This is a genomic window from Enterovirga aerilata (assembly GCF_013044135.1).
Lineage (GTDB): Bacteria > Pseudomonadota > Alphaproteobacteria > Rhizobiales > Beijerinckiaceae > Enterovirga > Enterovirga aerilata.
In genome coordinates this window covers 110,200-128,354 of the sequence record NZ_JABEPP010000001.1, presented here as the reverse complement: position 1 = coordinate 128,354, position 18,155 = coordinate 110,200, and the positions used below count along the sequence as shown (strand labels likewise).

The following is an 18,155-nucleotide window of genomic DNA, read 5'->3' as shown; positions in this document are numbered from 1 at the left end:
ACGAGGTGAAGCGGAGGAATATCCGCCTCGCGGATAGAAACGTGATCCAGTGCCAGGTTCCCCTCTTCGCCACGGCCAAGCTCTTGGCTTGCGAGCCTTGCCCGTGTCTCAAGAAGATAATGCGACACGAGCCGTTTTCAACGCCGGTCAAGCGTTTTCAGGAGCTTATCCCTAAGAGCTGTTGACGAGAGGTTCGATCTGGGCCCGGTCAGGAAGGTCCAGGCGGGCGGGCCGCTTCCGGCGAGGGTCTGTGGGGGGACCCGGAACAAGGGCAGCGTCCGTGCGGCCGGGCTCCGGAGAGCGCGCAGGGTCCAGCCGGGGCGATCCACGACCGCGAGCGGCACCAGCGACGTTATCTCCCGCCAGGCACGCCAGCGGTGAAGATTGGCGAAGCTGTCCGCTCCCAGAATGTAGACGAAGCGGACACGGGGGCAGCGCCGGGTCAGGAACCGCAGCGTGTCCACCGTGTAGCGCGCGCCGAGTTCCGCCTCGAACCCGGTCACGACCATCCGCGGGTGGCCCGCGAGCGAGCGCGTCGCGGCCAGCCGCTCTGCCACCGTAGGCAGACGGGTGGTGTCCTTCAGGGGATTGCCCGGTCCGACGATCCACCAGACCCGATCGAGCCCGAGCCGGCGCAGCGCCGCCATGGCGACATGCCGGTGGCCGGCATGAGGCGGGTCGAAGCTGCCGCCGTAAAGGCCGATCCGCAGCCCCGCAGCCGTCGGGGGAAGGCGGATGAGCCCTCCCCGCTCAGCTGGCTCCATCAGGGCCGCGTCTGCCCTGAGCCACGGACGCGGTACTTGAACGAGGTCAGCTGCTCTACCCCGACGGGGCCGCGCGCATGCATGCGGCCGGTCGCGATGCCGATCTCGGCCCCGAACCCGAACTCGCCCCCGTCGGCGAACTGTGTCGAGGCGTTGTGCAGCACGATGGCGGAATCGACCTCGGCCAGGAAGCGCTCGGCCGCCGCGGCATCGGCCGTCAGGATCGCGTCGGTATGGTGCGAACCGTAACGGGCTATGTGGTCGAGGGCGGCATCGAGCCCGTCCACGAGGCGACAGGCGATGACGGCGTCGAGGTATTCGGTCGCCCAGTCCGCCTCCGCGGCGGGGCGGACCCGCGGGTCGGCCGCGCGTGCCGCCTCGTCCCCACGCACCTCGCAGCCGGCATCGAGCAGCGCCTTGAGGAGGGGCGCGAGATGCGTGCCGGCGGCGGCGCGATCCAGAAGCAGCGTCTCCGCCGCGCCGCACACCCCGGTGCGGCGGAGCTTCGAATTCAGGACGACAGACCGCGCCATGTCGAGATCGGCGGAGGCCTGGACATAGACGTGGTTCACGCCCTCCAGATGCGCGAAGACCGGCACGCGCGCATCCGCCTGGACACGCTCGACGAGGCTGCGGCCGCCACGCGGCACGACGACGTCGATGGCGCCGCCAAGCCCGGTGAGCATCAGGCCGACCGCCTCGCGGTCCCGCACGGGCACGAGCTGGATCGCGTCCGCGGGCAGCCCGGCCTGGGCGATCCCCTCGGCCATCGCGGCCGCGATGGCCGAGGATGTGCGAAAGCTCTCCGAGCCGGCGCGCAGGATGGCGGCGTTCCCGGCCATCAGGCAGAGCGCGCCGGCATCGGCCGTGACGTTCGGCCGGCTTTCGAAGATCACCCCGATCACCCCGAGCGGCGTCGAGACGCGCTCGATCCTCAGGCCGTTCGGCCGCTCGAAGGTCGCGAGCACACGCCCGACCGGATCGGGAAGCGCGGCGATCTCCTCGACCGCCTTAGCGATCGCCTCCACGCGCCCGGGGTCGAGCGTCAGGCGGTCGACGAAGGAAGCGGGCCGACCGGCGGACCGCGCATCGGCGAGGTCGAGCGCATTCTGGGCGAGAACGGTCCGCTCCGCCGCCCGGATTCCTTCGGCGACGGCGGACAGCGCGCGGCGCTTCCGCTCCGTCGAGGCGAGCGCCAAAGCGTGCGCGGCGGCCCGGGCACGCCGGCCGATATCGGCCATCAGCTCCGCAAGCGGCGGCTCGGCCGCACGGGACTGTCCATGGGTCCTGTCGGCGGTGATGGCGGCGCTCATGATCTGTCGGGAACCTAGTGGCGGGGCCGGTCATCTTACCCTCCCGGGGCGGGACGCGCCATGTTCGGGACGGAGATGACGGGCAGGCGCTACATCGGCACCTCGGGCTGGCATTACGAGTCCTGGCTCGGCCCCTTCTATCCGGAGCGCTGTCCGAAGCCGAAGCTGCTGGCATTCTACGCGGGCACCTTCTCCGCGACCGAGATCAACCTGTCTTTCTACCGCCTGCCGAGCGAAGCGGCGGTCGCCTCGTGGCGGGACACAACGCCGGACGGCTTCGTCTTCGCCTGGAAGGCGCATCGAGTGATCACGCATTATCGCCGGCTCACCGATCCCGAGGAGCCGATCGGGAACGTGTTCGGCCGGATGAGCGGTCTCGGCCGCAAGGGCGGGCCGGTGCTGTTCCAGCTCCCGCCGCGCTTCAAGGCGAACCGTGAGCGGCTCGCCTCCTTCATCGGCGCCCTGCCGAAAGGCGGGCGCTACGTGTTCGAGTTCCGCGATCCGAGCTGGTACGAGGACGCGATCCTGGACGTCCTGCGGGACACCGGCTCGGCGCTCTGCATCTCCGACCACGCGCACGCGCCGGCGCCGTGGGTCGCGACGGCGGACTTCGTCTATATCCGCGGTCACGGCCCGAGCGGGCGCTACCATGGCAGCTATGACGACGCCGCGCTGGCCGAATGGGCGCGGAAGGCGGAAGCCTGGCGGCAGGAAGGCCGCGACGTGTTTTCGTTCTTCGACAACGACGTGAAGGCGGCGGCGCCGGCCGACGCCCAGCGCCTCGCGAGCCTCATGCCGCGGTAGCGGCCTCCGCGTCGCGGAGATTGACGGCGAGCGCAAGATCGTCCCGGTGGATCATCTCGGCCCGTCCCGGATAGCCGAGGATCGCCTCGATCTCGCGGCTCGAGCGGCCGAGGATGCGACCTGCCTCCTCGGCATCGTAGGCGACGAGCCCGCGCCCCAGGATCCGCCCGTCCGGATCCCGCACGAGGACGGCATCGCCCCGGGCGAAGGCGCCTTCGAGCCCCGTCACCCCGATCGGCAGGAGGCTCGCGCCCCCGAGGAGCGCGCGTGCCGCGCCGGCATCGACCGCAAGCGCACCCTTCGTCTCGAGCGCACCGGCGATCCAGGTCTTCCGCGCCGTCGCGGGCGACGATCCCGTCAGGAACCAGGTGCACCGGGCCCCTTCCAAGACCCGCCGCAGCGGGTTCTTCGGGCGACCATCCGCGATCAGCATGTGCGTGCCGCCCGCGGTCGCGATCTTGCCCGCATCGATCTTGGTGCGCATGCCGCCGCGGGAAAGGTTCGAGGCAGCCTCCCCGGCCATCGCCTCGATCTCGGGCGTGATCTGGCGCACCAGCGGGATGTGCTGTGCCGAGGGATCGAGGCTCGGCGGGGCCGTATAGAGCCCGTCGATATCCGAGAAAAGGATCAGCAGGTCCGCCCCGATCATGGTGGCGACGCGCGCGCCGAGCCGGTCGTTGTCGCCGTACCGGATCTCGGTCGTGGCGACCGTGTCGTTCTCGTTGACGACCGGGACCGCCCGCATCTCGAGGAGCTTCGAGAGAGTCGCGCGCGCGTTGAGATAACGTCTCCGCTCCTCCGTGTCGGACAGGGTGAGAAGGATCTGGCCGGCCGTGATGCCGTGATGCGCCAGCACCTCCGACCAGGTCCGGGCGAGCGCGATCTGCCCGACGGCCGCCGCCGCCTGGCTTTCCTCCAGCTTCAGCGCCCGCGTCCCGAGCCCCAGCACGCTGCGGCCGAGCGCGATCGCTCCGGAGGAGACCACGAGCACGTCCGCCTCGCGCCCGTGCAGCTCGGCGAGGTCCTCGGCGAGGGCGGCGAGCCAGGCATGATTCAGCCGCCCGCGCGTCCGGTCGACCAGCAGCGCCGATCCGACCTTGACGACGATGCGTCGGAACTGGGTGAGCGACGGGATCATGCGAGGGCGGACCGGATGTCCGTGTGGGCGAAGTGGTCGCCCTTGTACAAGAGCGGCACGTCGAGAGTCTTGGCGACAGCATAAGACAAGCAGTCGCCGAAGTTGAGCTGGGCCGGATGGCCCTGACCCTTGCCGTAGCGGCGAAAGGCCTCGACCGCCGCGTCCGCCATGTCGCCCGTGAAGTCGATGATCCTCAAGCTGCCCTCCCGGACCAGCCGACGCGTCATCTCGTCGATATCGTGGGCGTCGAGGATGGACGACAGAACGAGCTTCGTCTCGACGATCATGGGCGCACCAATCACGGCGTCACCCTCGGCCAGCAAGCTGCCGAAGCGCTTGCGCTCAGGCTCCTCCTTGGCGATGGCGATGAGAACCGACGTGTCGACCGCGATCACTTCGGCAGGCCGTTCTCATCGTACATCCAGCTCTCGTCGAAGGTCGCCTCCGGCCTGATCCGCTTTCGCGTTTCGCGAGCGATCTCGAGGATGGACTCATAACGCCGCCGCTTCTCCGGCGTCATCCCGAGTTCGTCGACCGGTCGAGCGCTTGCGTCATAGGACCGGAGAGCTTCGACCACGACCTCGGTCGTGGTCTTGCCCAAGCGCTTGGCGAGCGCGCTGGCACGCTCGGCGGCCTCGTCGCTCCGGATGTTCAGCTGACGTTGCGCCATGTGCTAGCTCCAAGAGTGCTGTGCTAGCACGAGGCTCGCCTCTAGGCCAATCAAGGCCGCCAGGCCGGTGCGGGCTCCGCCTCCGCCTTCTCCTCCGTCCGTTTCGCCCCGATCACATCGGCCAGCCGGCCGAGCGCATCCTCGATCCCAAGCCCGGAGGCGGAGGAGATCACGAGCGGCTTCCGCGCCGCGGCAGCCGCCAGGTCGGCGACACGCCCCGCAAGCGTTTCCCCGTCGAGCGCATCGGCCTTGGACAGCGCGACGATCTCGGGCTTTTCCGCAAGCCCGTGGCCATAGGCCTCCAGCTCGCGGCGGACCGTCTCGTACGCCCGGCCGGGCTCCTCGCTCGTGCCGTCCACCAGATGCAGCAGCACACGGCAGCGTTCGATATGGCCGAGGAAGCGGTCCCCAAGCCCGGCGCCCTCATGCGCCCCCTCGATCAGGCCCGGGATGTCGGCGAGGACGAATTCGCGGCCGGCGCTGCGCACCACGCCGAGCCCCGGATGGAGCGTGGTGAATGGATAGTCGGCGATCTTCGGCTTGGCGGCCGTGACGGCGGCGAGAAAGGTGGACTTCCCCGCATTCGGCAGCCCAACCAGGCCGGCATCCGCGATCAGCTTCAGCCTGAGGCGGATCCAGCGCTCCTGGCCCTCCTGGCCCGGATTGGCATGGCGGGGAGCGCGGTTCGTCGAGGTCTTGAAATGGGCGTTGCCGAAGCCACCATTGCCGCCGCGGGCGAGCAGCACGCGCTGCCCCGGCTCGGAAATGTCGGCGATGAGCTCCTCCCCGTCCTCGTCGAGGATCTCCGTCCCGACCGGAACCTTGAGGACGATGTCGTCGCCCTTGGCGCCGGCCCGGTTCTGGCCCATGCCGTGCTGGCCCCGCTGCGCCTTGAAATGCACTTGGTAGCGGTAGTCGATCAGCGTGTTCAGGCCTTCGACGCCCTCAGCCCAGACGTCGCCGCCCTTGCCGCCGTCCCCGCCGTTCGGCCCGCCGAACTCGATGAACTTCTCACGCCGGAAGGCGACGATGCCGTTCCCGCCGTCGCCGGAGCGTATGTAGATCTTCGCCTCGTCGAGGAACTTCATCGCGGACTCAACTCTCGGCCGCCCCGACCCCGGCGGCATATCCAAGATAGGATCGGGGCGGCCTCGCTCAATGCGCGGCAGCGAGCGCCGCCGGCTCCTCCGGCCGCTGCGGGACGTAGTCGGAGGCACTCCAGGTCTTGAAGCTCTGCCACTTGCGCCGGTCGAGCCGATATCTCTCGACCGGCAGGAGCCCGCCCCGCGCCGGGAAGGCCTCCAGGCCAGATCCCACGGCCGAGAAGCCGCACTTCTCCAGGACCCGCTGTCCCTCCGGGTTGATCACCCGGACGGAGGCAGTCAGCTCCTTGCCCTCCGTATAGGCGAAGAAGGCGTCGATCAGCGAGCGCGCCGCCTCCGTCGCGAGGCCCTGGCCCCAATGCGGCGCCCCGAGCCAGTAGCCGAGGACCGGGGCGGAGGGCACGTCGCAGCGGATCTCGACCACCCCGATCAGCTGGTTCGGTTTCGAGCGCGGCGTGATCGCCATGACGAGCCTGCGTCCGTCGGCATTGGCTTGCCTGGCGGCGAAGACGAACGTCTCGGCCTCGTCCGGAGGGTATGGATGCGGAATGATCCCCGTCATGTCGGCTACGACTTTCTCACCGGCCAGACGGACGATGGCGGCGGCGTCGGCCTGGCGCGGCCAACGGAGCCACAGCCGGCGGGTCTCGAGCCGGAACACGTCGTCACGGGTGAGGTCGGGAAACATCGTCCTGCTCCGATCCTGATGGGCTGTCCGGCTGCGCCGGGACATGGGGCCCAAACGACTAGGGGGAGGTGGTCTCCCACCTCCCCCTAGGATCGAAGCTCGGCCGTTTAAGGGCCTGTCCGGAGCTTCGCCCGCCGGTTCCGTGGGAACATTGGCGGAGCTCCAGTCGGACTCTCCGCCGCTACTCGGCCGCCTCTTGGGCGGGAATGACCGATACGAAAGCTCGGCCGGCTTTCGTGAGGAATCGGACGCGGCCGTCCGTGGTCGCGAAGAGGGTATGGTCCTTGCCCATGCCCACGTTCACGCCCGGGTGCCATTTGGTGCCGCGCTGACGCACGATGATGTTGCCGGCGATGACGCACTCGTCGCCGAACTTCTTGACGCCGAGACGACGGCCTTCGGAGTCGCGGCCGTTGCGGGACGAGCCGCCTGCCTTTTTATGTGCCATGACGCGTGTTCCTGAACTTGTCTCGACTCTACTCGACCGGGGCCGATTCGGCCAGGGCCGGTTCGGATGCGGCAGCCGCCGCCGGGGCGGACAGCGTCTTCCCGTTCAGCGAGAAGGAGCCGATCCGCACGACCGTGAGGTCCTGACGGTGGCCACGCTTGCGGCGCGAATTCTGGCGGCGGCGCTTCTTGAAGGCGATCACCTTCGGGCCGCGCGCATGCTCGACGATGGTCCCGGAGACGGTCGCGCCGGCAACCGCGGGGGCGCCGACCTCCACGCCGCCCGCATGGGACAGCGTGAGGACCTGGTCGAAGGTCACGTCCGAGCCCGCCTCGCCCGGAAGCGTGGCGACCGTGATGACGTCGTTGGCGGCGACGCGGTACTGCTTGCCGCCGGTCTTGATCACTGCGAACATCGTTCTGATCCGTGTTCCAACCGGATCTCCGCTTGCGCGTGTCCGGCTTCTTTGCAGTTGCGGGATGTCTCGGCGGCCAAGCGGAGCGAAGCGCCAAAACGACGAACGCGTGGGCAGACCTGCCCACGCGTGAACTCGTGGTGAATAGGTGCGCCGGACGCGATTGTCAATGAGCGAGCGCGGTCCGGCATCCCTGCCGCCATGGCTGTTCATCTCCCCGGCGGCGGTAGCCACGCGCTTTCGGCCTGAGTAGTGTTCCCTCCAGGCGCTGCAAGACGCCCGGGAGACACGCCAGGATGAGGTTCTCGATCACACGCAGGATCGCGCTCGCGGGATTGGGAGCGGCAGGCTTCGCCCGGCCGGCGCTCGCGCAGGCGGATTGGCCGCGGCAGCCGGTGCGCATCATCGTGCCCTACCCTGCGGGCGGCTCGACGGACGTCCTCACCCGAATCCTGGCGGAGCGGCTGAAGGAGAGGCTCGGCGGGACCTGGGTCATCGAGAACCGGCCCGGCGCGGGCGGCAATATCGGGATCGATGCCGTCGCCAAGAGCGAGCCCGACGGCTACACGATCGGCTCCGCGACCGTGGGCCATTTCTCGATCAACCAGTATCTCTACGCCAAGATGTCCTGGGACCCGGACCGGGACATCGCGCCCGTATCGATGACCTGGGAGCTGCCCAACGTCGCGGTGGTGCCCTCCGAGCACGTCCCGGCGAAGACGCTCGGGGAGTTTATCGCCTGGGCTAAGGCGCGCGAGGGCGGCATCTTTTACGGCAGCCCGGGCGTCGGCACCACGCCGCACCTGTCGGGCGCATTGTTTTGCACGCGCAACGGCATCAGGGGTACGCATGTGCCGTTCCGGGGTGCGGCCGCGACCATCCCGGCCATGCTGAAGGGCGACATCCAGTTCGCAATCGATAATCTCGCGTCCTACACGAGCATCATCGAATCCAGGCAGATGCGGGCGCTGGCCGTGACGTCGCCGACGCGCTGGCCGACCATGAAGGACGTGCCGACCATGAAGGAGGCCGGGATGGACGATTTCGTGGTCACCTCCTGGGCGGCTTTCGTGGTGCCCAAGGCAACCCCTGCGGCGATCGTGCAGAAGGTCTCGCAGGCGCTGCAGCAGATCGCGAAGGAGCCGGCCGTGCAGGAGCGCTTCCAGACGGCGGGTGCGCGCGTCCTCGGCTCGCCGCCGGAGGATGTCACCAGGCTCGCCCACAAGGAGCGCCCGATGTGGCAGGAAATGGTGCGGGTCTCCGGCGCGAAGCTCGAGTGAGACGTTTTCGCCGCTCGCGCCGCTTCCCAGGCGGGTCGCCGTTGCCGTAAGGGAGCCCGCAAGAGAGTTCAGGGTCTCCGCTCCATGGACGCGATGCGTCAATCCCCGAAGCTCGTGACCGTCTTCGGCGGCTCGGGCTTCCTCGGCCGCCATGTCGTGCGCGCGCTGGCCAAGCGCGGCTATCGCGTGCGCGTCGCCGTGCGCCGGCCGGATCTCGGCTTCTTCCTGCAGCCGCTCGGCGTCGTCGGGCAGATCCAGCTCGTCCAGGCGAACCTGCGCTATCCCGACACGGTGAGGCGCGCGCTCGACAGGGCGGATGCGGTCGTGAACTGCGTCGGCATCCTGAGCGAGAGCGGGCGCCAGAGCTTCGGCCCGGTCCAGGCGGAGGGCGCGCGGGTGATCGCGGAAGGCACCCCCGCGGGCCTGCCCCTGGTCCAGGTCTCGGCGATTGGAGCCGACCCGAATTCGGCATCGGCCTATGCTCGTACGAAGGGGCAGGGCGACGCGGCCGTCCTGGCGGCCCGACCCGACGCGGTGATCGTCCGGCCCTCGGTCCTGTTCGGGCAGGGCGACAGCTTCTTCAACCGCTTCGCGGCACTGGCGCGGGCGCTGCCAATCCTGCCGATCGCTGGCGCCGAGACGCGCTTCCAGCCCGTCTGGGCGGGCGATGTCGGCGAGGCGATCGCGCTCGCGGTCGACGGCAGGGTGTTGGGCGGGCGGATCTACGAGTTCGGAGGGCCCGAGATCCGCACGTTGCGCGAGCTCGTGGAATACGTCCTTCAGGTGACCGAGCGGAAGCGCATGATCATCGCCATGCCGGAGGGCCTCGCACGAATTCAGGCCCGCGTCATGGAAATCGTCGACGCGCTGAGTTTCGGCCTCCTGCCGGACGAACTGAAGCTCACCCGCGATCAGCTCGTCCTGCTCCGGCAGGACAACGTGGTGTCCGAGGGGGCCAGGGCCGAAGCCAGGACGCTCGAAGGCATCGGAATGACGCCGCGCGCCATGGAAGCGATCGTACCGGCCTACCTCACGCGTTTCCGCAAGACCGGCCAGTTCGACCTCAAGCGCGCGGCCTGAGCCGCCGACGCGCCATCATCAGACCATAGGGAGACACGCTCATGCGTGACATTGGGCATTTCATCGGCGGCAAGGCCGTCGCGGGCACGTCGGGCCGCCATGCGGACGTGTTCGAGCCGATGACGGGCGAGGTCCAGGCCCGGGTTGCGCTCGCCAGCAAGGCCGAGCTTCGGGCCGCGGTCGAGAATGCGAAAGCGGCGCAACCCGCCTGGGCGGCGACCAACCCGCAGCGCCGCGCCCGCGTCCTCATGCGGTTTCTCGACCTCGTGCAGCGCGAATACGATTCCCTCGCCGAGCTCCTCGCCCGCGAGCATGGCAAGACGATCCCGGACGCGAAGGGCGACATCCAGCGCGGCCTCGAGGTCGTCGAGTTCGCCTGCGGCATCCCGCACCTGATGAAGGGCGAGTACACCGAGGGCGCCGGCCCCGGCATCGACATCTACTCGATGCGCCAGCCGCTCGGCGTCGTGGCCGGCATCACGCCGTTCAACTTTCCGGCCATGATCCCGATGTGGAAGTTCGGCCCGGCGATCGCCTGCGGCAACGCCTTCATCCTGAAGCCGTCCGAGCGCGATCCCGGCGTGCCGATGCGGCTGGCCGAACTGATGATCGAGGCGGGCCTGCCGGCCGGCATCCTCAACGTCGTCAACGGCGACAAGGAGGCCGTCGACGCGATCCTGGACGATCCGGACATCAAGGCTGTCGGCTTCGTCGGCTCCTCGCCGATCGCGCAGTACATCTACCACCGGGCCGCCGGCACGGGTAAGCGCGCGCAGTGCTTCGGCGGCGCCAAGAACCACATGATCATCATGCCGGATGCCGACATGGATCAGGCCGTCGACGCGCTGATCGGCGCGGGATATGGCTCGGCGGGCGAGCGCTGCATGGCGATCTCGGTCGCGGTGCCGGTCGGGAAGGCGACCGCCGACAAGCTGGTCGAGAAGCTGATCCCGCGGGTGGAGAGCCTGAAGGTCGGCCCGTCCACCGATCCCTCCGCCGATTTCGGCCCGGTCGTGACCCAGGCCGCGCTGGACCGGATCAAGGGCTACGTGGATCTCGGCATCAAGGAGGGCGCGAAGCTCGTCGTCGACGGCCGCAACTTCAAGCTGCAGGGCTACGAGAACGGCTTCTACATGGGCGGCTGCCTCTTCGACGAGGTGGCGCCCGAGATGCGCATCTACAAGGAGGAGATCTTCGGGCCCGTCCTCTCCGTCGTGCGGGCGAAGGACTATGCCGAAGCGCTGCGCCTGCCGACCGAGCACGAATACGGCAACGGGGTCGCGATCTTCACCCGGGACGGCGACGCGGCGCGCGACTTCGCCGCCAAGGTCGATGTGGGCATGGTCGGCATCAACGTGCCGATCCCGGTCCCGATCGCCTATTACACCTTCGGCGGCTGGAAGGCCTCCGGTTTCGGCGACCTGAACCAGCACGGCCCGGATTCCATCCGCTTCTACACGAAGACGAAGACCGTTACCTCGCGCTGGCCCTCCGGGGTCAAGGAGGGCGCGGAGTTCGTCATCCCGACCATGCAGTAGGCCGCGGCAAGCGGGACCTGCTACGCTGAGGGCGGGTTCCGCCCGGAGAAGGTCGCATGTCCGCGCAACTCGCTCCCGCACGGATGACGGTCGAGGAGTTCCTCGACTGGGCCGACGCGCGGGACGATGATGGCCGCTACGAGCTCGATGACGGCGTCGTCATTGCGATGGCGCCGGAGCGTATCGTTCACGCCCGAACCAAGTTCGCCATCTCACGGGTGCTAGCGGATACGGTCGCCAGGGCCGGTCTGCCCTGCGAAGTCTTCGTCGAGGGACCCGGGATCTGGATCGATCGCGCCACCTCCTACCAGCCCGACGTCATCATCCAGTGCGGCCCTCGTCTGCCGGGCGATGCCCGCTTCGTCGACCGGCCGGTCGTGATCGTGGAAATCCTGTCGCCCTCGACGGCCTATCGCGATCTGGGTCGCAAGGCCCGCAACTACTTCCGGGTCGAGAGCGTCGCCCACTATCTCGTCGTGGATCCGGACGACCGCATCGTGTCACACCGGCGACGAGGCGAGGGCGGAGCGGTCGTATCGGAGGACCTTTCGGCAGGCGAGCTCATCCTCGATCCGCCGGGCCTGCGGATCCCGGTGGCGGATCTCCTGCCGCCGTCCGGTGCAGAGGGGACATGAGAAGACGGATCGCGCTCCTCGCGCTCGCGGCAGCCTGCTGCACGGCAACCCCTGCCCTTGCGGCCTGCACCGCCCCGGCCCCTCCCGACCCGGCCGCCCGCCCGGCCAAGCTGCCTGCGCCCGTCAAGGGACCCTGCGTCGACAAGCAGCCCGGCACGCCTGGCTGCCTCGGCTGGGAGGCATACAAGTTCAACGACGAGGTGACGGCGTACAATGCGCAGGTGCCGGCCTTCAAAAGCGCCGCCGAAGCCTATGTCGCCAAGCTGAACGCCTATGTCACGGCTGCTGCCGCCTATGCCAAATGCGAGGTGGATGCGCTTAGGTGACCTGGGGCCGAAGCCGTGCTCGACGCGACGCGTCCCGCTTGCTATCTGTTCTGATAGCATGGGCTTTGCGTCATGGCTCAGGTGGAAGGCACCAACGAGATCATGCGGCTGATCGTGGCGAGGAGCCTGATCGGGCGCTGAGGCGGGTCGCTGGAAAGTGCGGCTTGATCTCAAGATTGACGAACCGGCCTTTCGAGTCCGCCGCAAGCAGAGAGCCGGAAGAGCTTCTTGTGATTGAGAGTGACACCCTCGCTCCCCAGCAGGATGTGCAGCCGTCGATAGCCGAACCGCCGCCGTTCCGCTGCCAGAGCTCGAAGGCGTGCTCGCAAGCCGACGTCCTCAGGCCGGGTCGACACGTAGCGAGACGTCTTCGGCTCCATGCCGATCAGCCTGCAGGCGCGCCGCTGCGAATAGCCTTTCTCCTTGATCGTCCAGGTCACGGCTGTTCTCCGCGCACCGGCATCAGAAGTTTTTCCGAGAGCCTCGCGCAGCGTCGCCGCGTCGAGCATCGCCTCAGCCAGGAGCTTCTTCAGTTTGCGGTTCTCCTCGTCGAGCGCCTTCAGCCGCCGAGCGTCGGAGACTTCCATCCCGCCATAGCGTATAGAACGTCTCGTCGCTGAGCCCGTGCGCTTTCCAGATGCGCTGGACCGACGAGACGCTGATCCCGACGGCCTTGACCATGGCGGCGGGCCGTCCAGTGCGTCGCCTCGATCGCGATGAGCGCCACGGCCTGGTCAATCACCTCCTGCCAGCACAGACGCAGGTCTCGGGGGCCACATGGCGCATCCAGGTCAGGCTTCAGCACCCTTCTGGAATCAAGTCTGCCCGATCACGCAACCCTTTCGGGACGGGCTCTTAGTCGACCTGCGCAGCCGAGGTCCCAGCCGCGGCAAGCATTGCTCGAAACTCAAATTCCGGAAGGTGCGCCCCGCCTGTCGTCCAAACAATGGTTGCGGTGGGATCCGGCCCACCTCGCCTCCTGAGATCATTGTAGAATGCGCCGAGCGCGGCAAGACCCGCGGCTCCGGACAGCTCGAGCTTGAGGCCATGATCCCTCCAGGCAGCCCGGCAGGCGGCGAGGAGGCTCTCGTCCGACACCGTAACGACGGACCCGATCAGGGCGCCGGCCATCGCGCAGGCGAGTTCGGAGGCGCTCGGAACCGCAAGGCCGTCCGCGAGGGTGGCGTTCGTAAGCCCGACATCGTAGACGGATTTCATGACGCCAAGACCCGCGAGCCGGATCAACACACAGGGCGATTGCGTCGGCTCTACCAGGATAAGGCGGACCGCTTCGCCGTAAGCGTGCTTCAGGCCATAAGCGATGCCAGCCGGAGCCCCTCCGACTCCGCAGGGGATCAGCACGTCGAGCGGCCGTTCCGGCAAAGGCACGAGGCCGAAGGCGGCTAGCTGGTCGGCAAGCTCCAAGCCGCCGCACATGTAGCCTTTAAAGAGCGGCAGGGAACTCTCGTCGTCGACGAAATAGCTCGACGGGTCGGCGCGGCTCGCCTCCCGCGCGCTGGCGACGGCGGCAGCGTAGTCGCCCTCGTGCTCGATCACCGTGGCGCCGATGTCACGCAGCCGGGCCTTCTTCCAGGCTTTCGCGTCGCGCGACATGTGCACGACGACCGCGAAGCCGAGCGCTCGGCCGAGGATGCCGATACTGTAGCCGAGATTGCCCGTGCTGCCGACGGCGATGCGGCGCGCCGCGAAGAGGGTGCGGGCGGCGTCCGAGGCGAGCAGTTCGGACGACGTCCCCTCCGGCAGCAATCCGGCCGCGCAGGCGACCTCCTTCGCATGTCCCAGGACCTCGTACATGCCGCCGCGCGCCTTGACGCTGCCGGTGAGTGGCAGGGCGTGGTCGGCTTTGGCATAGAGCGGGCCGGGAACGCTCCAGCCGCCGCCACCCAATGGGATCAAGGGAGATTCGATCCTCCCTTCGGTCGCCTCTAGCTCGGGAAAGATGGCGCGCAGGAACGGGCGGCCCCACGCGACCTCCCGCAAGGCTTCGTCGACATCCACCGTCGGCGGGGCGGGAGCCGCTCCCCGGTCGTTCCACCAGACGATCGGACGCCCGGCGCGGACCTCCGCCGGGACGCCATCTTTCCACAGCATGGCGCTCACGCCGGCAGCGGCCCGAGCTGCACGGGCTGGCCCGAGAGCGAGGAAGCCAGGGCCGCATCGAGGATCTCGATCTGCTGCGCCGTCTCGGGCGCGAAGGCGCTGCGGCTCGGCCGGCCCTCGATCGCCAGGACGAAATCCCGGAGCTGGTTCTTGAACAGCTCGTTGGTGATCAGCTCGCCGTCGGGGTCGTCCTCCGGCGGCGCAAGGACCACACGGTCGTCGACCAGCACCGTCTTCGAATCCCGCACCTCCACGAAGCAATCGTCGAACAGGAGGAAGTGCCGCTCGAAGAAGGGCCGCTGGTTGTAGGAGAGAAGCGCCGTGGCAAGCCGGCCGGACGGGTAGGTTAGCAGCATCATGACCTCGTCCTCGGCCTTCCAGCAGTCGCGCCAGCGATGGGTCTGGCAATAGACGGTCGTCGGCCGCTCGCCCATGATGAGCTGCACGAAGTCGAGCGCGTGGGATCCGAGCTGGGGGATGACGAGCCCTTCCTCCGGCGTCCGCTCCGCCCACCAGGGCACCTGAGGCCCGTCCCAGTACATGCAAAAGGCCGCCTGAAGGGAGCGCAGCCGCCCGAAGCTCGCGAGGTTGTCCCGCACGTAGCCCACCGCGGACGAATGGCGCCGCGACTGGCCGACCACGAGGACGCGCCCGGCCGCCTTCGCCGCCGCGTTCATGGCGTAGGCTGTCGCCGCATCCTGCGCCATGGGCTTCTCGACGATGACGTGCCGGCCGCCGCGCAGGCATTCGATCGTCACCGGCCCATGCGCCTCGATCGGCAGGCAGAGATCGACGGCCTCGATCTCCGGATGCGCGAGCGCTTCCGCGACGCTGCCGAAGGCGTGCGGGGCGCCGTATCGCGCCGCCATGTTCTGCGCGAGGGCGAGGTCCGTGTCGACGAAGGCGACAAGCCGCGCCACGTCCGGCTGCTGGGCGATCGCGTCGGCATGGGCGTGAACGATCCGGCCACAGCCGACCACGGCGATCCCGACGGGTTTTCTGACTGTCATTCTCCTACGTCCTCCGGCGGCGTCTCGATACCCGGCTTGCGTGCGTCAGGCTCCGGCCGCGCCGGCGCCGCGCGGGGGCTTGGGCAGCGTGCTGAAATCCGGCGGACTGCGCCCGCCTCACATGGTCGGCGAAAAGCGCCCGGCGAATCTCAGGATGGCGAGGCGGAAGAGCCGGTCGGTGATGAAGCCGAGCGCGCCGAGGCACACGAGGGAGACGAAGATCTCCTCGATCATCATGAACATGCGCCCGTCCCACAGCATCACGCCGAGGCCGGCATTCGCGGCGATCATCTCGGCCGCGACGATCGTCGTGAAGGCGTTGGCCATCGCCAGGCGCATCCCCGTGAGGATGTAGGGAACCGTCGCCGGCAGCCCGACGAAGGCGAAGACCTGCCAGCGTGTCGCGCCGAGCGCCTGGGCCGCGCGGATCTTGTTCGGCGTGATCGCCGAGACCCCGGCCGCGGTGTTCAGGATCACGATGAACACGGTCGCGTAGATGATGAGGAAGATCTTTGATTCCTCGCCGATGCCGAACCAGATCACGGCGATGGTGATGAGAGCGACCGAAGGGATGAAGCGCAGACACTCGGTCCAAGGCTCGACGAGCTTGCGGAACGTGCGGAAGCTCCCGATCGCAAGCCCGATCGGGATCGCAATCAGCGAGCCCGCCGCGAAGCCGAGGATGATGCGTTTCAGGCTCGCCCCGATCTGGATCCAGAGCTGCCCGGATAGCGCGAGCTCCAGCCCTTTGCCGAACGTGGCGAGCGGCGTCGGGAACAGCACGGACTGGACGAGATAGGCGGCCGCCACGTGCCACGCGACAAACAGGCTGAGGAAGCCGATGATCGACGGGAGGATTGCGACGAGAAATCTGGCGATCGGGCCCAAGGCGGGTCTCGGGATGGCGATGGGAGGCGGCAGGGTGGCAGTCTTGGAGGGGGTCACGCGGCCATCGCCCTCACGGACTTCGCCACTTCGTCGCGGATCATGCCATGCACCTCGGCGTAGTATCGCGTATAGGCAGGATCGAGGCGGTCGCGTTCGCCCTCGATGTTGATTGTCACGACGTCGCGCAGCGTCCCGCCGGGACCGGCCGTCATCACGCCGACGCGCGTGCCGAGCAGGATCGCCTCGTCGATGTCATGGGTGATGAAGACGACGGTACTTTTCGTCGCCAGCCAGATCTTGCGCAATTCGTGCTGCATGACATGCCGCGTCTGCGCATCGAGCGCGCCGAACGGCTCGTCCATCAGGAGCACCTTCGGCTGAATCACGAGCGCGCGGGCAATCTGGATGCGCTGGCGCATGCCGCCGGACAGCTCGGCGGGGAATTTCGAGCCCTGCCCGGAGAGCCCGACGAGCCCGAGTGCGGCCTCGACCTTCTGCCTTCGTTCGGCGCTCGGCATGCCGGCCATGCGCAGTCCGAACTCCACGTTGTGCGCGGCGGTCAGCCAGGGGTAGAGGGAATCGTCGCCCTGGAAGACGACGCACCGGTCCTTCGACGGTCCTTCGACCGGCTGCCCGTTGACGCGGATCTCGCCGCCGGTCGGATGCTCGAACCCGGCCAGCATCGTCAGGACCGTCGACTTGCCGCATCCCGAGGGCCCGAGGAGGCAGAAGAACTCGCCCGGCGCGATCTCGAGGTCGAAGTCGCGCACCGCCAGCGAGGTGCTGCGGCTTCGCGAGGAGACGAAGCTCTTGGACACGTTCTTCAGCTCGAGAAACGCCATCGGCCGTTCTTTTCCCACACTGGCTCGCCTGCTCCCGCCTCGAGCTCGATCGGGGCGGGATCTGTCGTCGGGCGGGAGGCCGGGGCGGTCTCCCGCGATGCTCAGGATTTCGGAACCTCGTAGCTCACCGCCTCCGGCCGGAGCTTCTTCAGCAGGTCCGGGTAGATGAATTTCCCGTAATCGACCGGCTTTACCAGGCGGCCGCCTTCCTTCAGCACGCCTTCTGCGAATTGCAGCGCCTTGATGCTGTCCTGCGTGAGCTGGAATTTGCTCGGCACTTTCGGCATCAGCTCCTCCGTGAGGTCGAGGTCCAAGTTGAGCTGCTTGGCGACATAGGCCGCCGCTTCCTTCGGCTGCTTGGTGATGATGTCGCTCGCCTCCATCAGGGACTTCAGGAAGGTCTCGGCCGCGGCGCCGTTCTTCAGCACCCACGGCTTGTTCATGTAGACGAAGGCGCGCGGGCTCATGATGCCGACGTCGTCGATGACCAGAACGGTATTCGGGACGGCGCGGCGCGCCTTGGCGAGCCAGGGCTCCCAGGCCGCGAAGCCGACGATGTCGCCGCGCTCGAGCGCCGCGATCATCTCCGGCGCTTCGACCTGGACGACCTGGAAGTCTGTCGCCTTCAGGCCCTTGTTCTGCAGCATGGCGAGCCAGAACGCCTCGCCGCCCGTGCCCTTCGCGACGCCGATCTTCTTTCCTTTCAGCTCGTCGAGGGTCTTGTGGCCACGCGCCACGAGACCGTGGAAGCCGACCATCTGCGTGCCCTCCGACACGACGACGACGTCGGAGCTCCGGTTGAAGTTCTGGATGCCGCCCTGCTCGGAGGACATCGCTGCCTGTGCTTGGTTGCCGATGACGAGCGAGGCCATCGTGCTGCCGCTCGGCCCGGTCTTGAGGTCGACGTTGAGGCCGTTCTTCTTGAAGATGCCGGCCTGGTTGGCGACGTAGAAGGCCGCGAAGGCCGGATCGACGCCGGTCGCGATGACCATCGACTGCGCCCTCGCGGCGCCGGAGCCGAAAGCGGCCATCAAAACGAGGCCGACCAGAAGGTGTTTCAATCCGTATCGCACGTGAGCCTCTCTCGATCGT

Annotated in this window: 20 protein-coding genes and 1 pseudogene; 6 read left to right on the top strand and 15 right to left on the bottom strand. The window is 68.2% G+C overall.

Annotated features, from left to right (window positions below; genetic code table 11):
- Positions 1-137: 137 nt before the first annotated feature.
- On the bottom strand, positions 138-764 hold the full coding sequence (locus HJG44_RS00615) for a nicotinate-nucleotide adenylyltransferase (RefSeq protein ID WP_171216423.1): 627 nt from the start codon (positions 762-764) through the stop codon (positions 138-140).
- Positions 764-2,005 carry a glutamate-5-semialdehyde dehydrogenase gene (locus HJG44_RS00610; RefSeq protein ID WP_171217226.1) on the bottom strand — a complete coding sequence of 414 codons (1,242 nt, stop codon included), beginning with the start codon at positions 2,003-2,005 and terminating at the stop codon, positions 764-766. Before HJG44_RS00610 ends, HJG44_RS00615 begins: the two co-directional genes overlap by 1 nt.
- A 132-nt stretch (positions 2,006-2,137) precedes the next feature.
- On the opposite strand from HJG44_RS00610, the gene HJG44_RS00605 reads away from it, so the two are divergent.
- Positions 2,138-2,881 carry a DUF72 domain-containing protein gene (locus tag HJG44_RS00605; protein ID WP_246735984.1) on the top strand — a complete coding sequence of 248 codons (744 nt, stop codon included), beginning with the start codon at positions 2,138-2,140 and terminating at the stop codon, positions 2,879-2,881.
- Here the strand turns inward: HJG44_RS00605 and proB are convergent.
- The 7 genes from proB to rplU form a co-directional block, all read right to left on the bottom strand.
- Positions 2,868-4,019 carry a glutamate 5-kinase gene (proB, locus tag HJG44_RS00600; RefSeq protein WP_171216422.1) on the bottom strand — a complete coding sequence of 384 codons (1,152 nt, stop codon included), beginning with the start codon at positions 4,017-4,019 and terminating at the stop codon, positions 2,868-2,870. The two genes, HJG44_RS00605 and proB, sit on opposite strands and share 14 nt — an antisense overlap.
- Positions 4,016-4,414: a PIN domain-containing protein gene (locus tag HJG44_RS00595; RefSeq protein ID WP_171216421.1), complete on the bottom strand. Its 399-nt coding sequence runs from the start codon at positions 4,412-4,414 to the stop codon at positions 4,016-4,018. Before HJG44_RS00595 ends, proB begins: the two co-directional genes overlap by 4 nt.
- The gene (locus HJG44_RS00590) at positions 4,411-4,689 is read right to left on the bottom strand and encodes a type II toxin-antitoxin system VapB family antitoxin (protein ID WP_171216420.1); all 279 of its coding nucleotides are present in this window, start codon (positions 4,687-4,689) and stop codon (positions 4,411-4,413) included. The genes HJG44_RS00595 and HJG44_RS00590 overlap by 4 nt, the downstream gene beginning before the upstream one ends.
- A 50-nt stretch (positions 4,690-4,739) precedes the next feature.
- Complete coding sequence (gene obgE / locus HJG44_RS00585; RefSeq protein WP_171216419.1) at positions 4,740-5,777, bottom strand: GTPase ObgE; 1,038 nt, start codon at positions 5,775-5,777, stop codon at positions 4,740-4,742.
- A 67-nt stretch (positions 5,778-5,844) separates the two neighbouring features.
- Positions 5,845-6,480: a GNAT family N-acetyltransferase gene (locus tag HJG44_RS00580; protein ID WP_171216418.1), complete on the bottom strand. Its 636-nt coding sequence runs from the start codon at positions 6,478-6,480 to the stop codon at positions 5,845-5,847.
- A 181-nt stretch (positions 6,481-6,661) separates the two neighbouring features.
- The gene (gene rpmA / locus HJG44_RS00575) at positions 6,662-6,928 is read right to left on the bottom strand and encodes a 50S ribosomal protein L27 (protein WP_171216417.1); all 267 of its coding nucleotides are present in this window, start codon (positions 6,926-6,928) and stop codon (positions 6,662-6,664) included.
- 28 nt (positions 6,929-6,956) lie between these two features.
- Positions 6,957-7,343, bottom strand: coding sequence for a 50S ribosomal protein L21 (gene rplU, locus HJG44_RS00570; protein WP_171216416.1), 387 nt, complete (start codon positions 7,341-7,343; stop codon positions 6,957-6,959).
- A 296-nt stretch (positions 7,344-7,639) separates the two neighbouring features.
- Here rplU and HJG44_RS00565 point away from each other — a divergent pair, with 296 nt between their 5' ends.
- From HJG44_RS00565 to HJG44_RS00545, 5 genes are all read left to right on the top strand, one after another.
- The gene (locus tag HJG44_RS00565; RefSeq protein WP_171216415.1) at positions 7,640-8,623 is read left to right on the top strand and encodes a Bug family tripartite tricarboxylate transporter substrate binding protein; all 984 of its coding nucleotides are present in this window, start codon (positions 7,640-7,642) and stop codon (positions 8,621-8,623) included.
- A 93-nt stretch (positions 8,624-8,716) separates the two neighbouring features.
- Positions 8,717-9,703, top strand: a complete 987-nt coding sequence (locus tag HJG44_RS00560) for a complex I NDUFA9 subunit family protein (protein WP_246735983.1) — start codon at positions 8,717-8,719, stop codon at positions 9,701-9,703.
- Positions 9,704-9,744: 41 nt separating this feature from the next.
- Positions 9,745-11,241: a CoA-acylating methylmalonate-semialdehyde dehydrogenase gene (locus tag HJG44_RS00555; protein WP_171216413.1), complete on the top strand. Its 1,497-nt coding sequence runs from the start codon at positions 9,745-9,747 to the stop codon at positions 11,239-11,241.
- 56 nt (positions 11,242-11,297) lie between these two features.
- Entirely contained in the window at positions 11,298-11,876 is a 579-nt protein-coding gene (locus HJG44_RS00550; RefSeq protein ID WP_171216412.1) for a Uma2 family endonuclease, read from the top strand.
- Positions 11,873-12,202: a hypothetical protein gene (locus HJG44_RS00545; protein ID WP_171216411.1), complete on the top strand. Its 330-nt coding sequence runs from the start codon at positions 11,873-11,875 to the stop codon at positions 12,200-12,202. The genes HJG44_RS00550 and HJG44_RS00545 overlap by 4 nt, the downstream gene beginning before the upstream one ends.
- 194 nt (positions 12,203-12,396) lie before the next feature.
- On the opposite strand, the pseudogene HJG44_RS00540 reads toward HJG44_RS00545, so the two are convergent.
- The 6 genes and pseudogenes from HJG44_RS00540 to HJG44_RS00515 all read right to left on the bottom strand — a co-directional run.
- Positions 12,397-12,965: pseudogene (locus HJG44_RS00540) on the bottom strand (hypothetical protein); the annotation flags it as partial.
- A gap of 92 nt (positions 12,966-13,057) precedes the next feature.
- Complete coding sequence (gene dsdA, locus HJG44_RS00535) at positions 13,058-14,314, bottom strand: D-serine ammonia-lyase (RefSeq protein ID WP_171216410.1); 1,257 nt, start codon at positions 14,312-14,314, stop codon at positions 13,058-13,060.
- Between the two features lie 5 nt (positions 14,315-14,319).
- The gene (locus tag HJG44_RS00530) at positions 14,320-15,333 is read right to left on the bottom strand and encodes a Gfo/Idh/MocA family protein (RefSeq protein ID WP_171216409.1); all 1,014 of its coding nucleotides are present in this window, start codon (positions 15,331-15,333) and stop codon (positions 14,320-14,322) included.
- A gap of 117 nt (positions 15,334-15,450) precedes the next feature.
- A complete protein-coding gene (locus tag HJG44_RS00525) occupies positions 15,451-16,278 on the bottom strand; it encodes an ABC transporter permease subunit (RefSeq protein WP_171216408.1) in 828 nt (275 codons plus the stop codon).
- The gene (locus tag HJG44_RS00520) at positions 16,275-17,063 is read right to left on the bottom strand and encodes an ABC transporter ATP-binding protein (RefSeq protein ID WP_171216407.1); all 789 of its coding nucleotides are present in this window, start codon (positions 17,061-17,063) and stop codon (positions 16,275-16,277) included. Before HJG44_RS00520 ends, HJG44_RS00525 begins: the two co-directional genes overlap by 4 nt.
- A 101-nt stretch (positions 17,064-17,164) precedes the next feature.
- Positions 17,165-18,124, bottom strand: a complete 960-nt coding sequence (locus HJG44_RS00515) for an ABC transporter substrate-binding protein (protein ID WP_171216406.1) — start codon at positions 18,122-18,124, stop codon at positions 17,165-17,167.
- Between the last annotated feature and the right edge of the window lie 31 nt (positions 18,125-18,155).

What these genes read in the sequence shown, in the direction of transcription:
- HJG44_RS00615 (WP_171216423.1), bottom strand. Translation starts at nt 764, where the DNA reads ATGGAGCCAGCTGAGCGGGGAGGGCTCATCCGCCTTCCCCCGACGGCT.
- HJG44_RS00610 (WP_171217226.1), bottom strand. Translation starts at nt 2,005, where the DNA reads ATGGCCGATATCGGCCGGCGTGCCCGGGCCGCCGCGCACGCTTTGGCG.
- HJG44_RS00605 (WP_246735984.1), top strand. Translation starts at nt 2,138, where the DNA reads ATGTTCGGGACGGAGATGACGGGCAGGCGCTACATCGGCACCTCGGGC.
- proB (WP_171216422.1), bottom strand. Translation starts at nt 4,019, where the DNA reads ATGATCCCGTCGCTCACCCAGTTCCGACGCATCGTCGTCAAGGTCGGA.
- HJG44_RS00590 (WP_171216420.1), bottom strand. Translation starts at nt 4,689, where the DNA reads ATGGCGCAACGTCAGCTGAACATCCGGAGCGACGAGGCCGCCGAGCGT.
- obgE (WP_171216419.1), bottom strand. Translation starts at nt 5,777, where the DNA reads ATGAAGTTCCTCGACGAGGCGAAGATCTACATACGCTCCGGCGACGGC.
- HJG44_RS00580 (WP_171216418.1), bottom strand. Translation starts at nt 6,480, where the DNA reads ATGTTTCCCGACCTCACCCGTGACGACGTGTTCCGGCTCGAGACCCGC.
- rpmA (WP_171216417.1), bottom strand. Translation starts at nt 6,928, where the DNA reads ATGGCACATAAAAAGGCAGGCGGCTCGTCCCGCAACGGCCGCGACTCC.
- rplU (WP_171216416.1), bottom strand. Translation starts at nt 7,343, where the DNA reads ATGTTCGCAGTGATCAAGACCGGCGGCAAGCAGTACCGCGTCGCCGCC.
- HJG44_RS00565 (WP_171216415.1), top strand. Translation starts at nt 7,640, where the DNA reads ATGAGGTTCTCGATCACACGCAGGATCGCGCTCGCGGGATTGGGAGCG.
- HJG44_RS00560 (WP_246735983.1), top strand. Translation starts at nt 8,717, where the DNA reads ATGCGTCAATCCCCGAAGCTCGTGACCGTCTTCGGCGGCTCGGGCTTC.
- HJG44_RS00555 (WP_171216413.1), top strand. Translation starts at nt 9,745, where the DNA reads ATGCGTGACATTGGGCATTTCATCGGCGGCAAGGCCGTCGCGGGCACG.
- HJG44_RS00550 (WP_171216412.1), top strand. Translation starts at nt 11,298, where the DNA reads ATGTCCGCGCAACTCGCTCCCGCACGGATGACGGTCGAGGAGTTCCTC.
- HJG44_RS00545 (WP_171216411.1), top strand. Translation starts at nt 11,873, where the DNA reads ATGAGAAGACGGATCGCGCTCCTCGCGCTCGCGGCAGCCTGCTGCACG.
- dsdA (WP_171216410.1), bottom strand. Translation starts at nt 14,314, where the DNA reads ATGCTGTGGAAAGATGGCGTCCCGGCGGAGGTCCGCGCCGGGCGTCCG.
- HJG44_RS00530 (WP_171216409.1), bottom strand. Translation starts at nt 15,333, where the DNA reads ATGACAGTCAGAAAACCCGTCGGGATCGCCGTGGTCGGCTGTGGCCGG.
- HJG44_RS00520 (WP_171216407.1), bottom strand. Translation starts at nt 17,063, where the DNA reads ATGGCGTTTCTCGAGCTGAAGAACGTGTCCAAGAGCTTCGTCTCCTCG.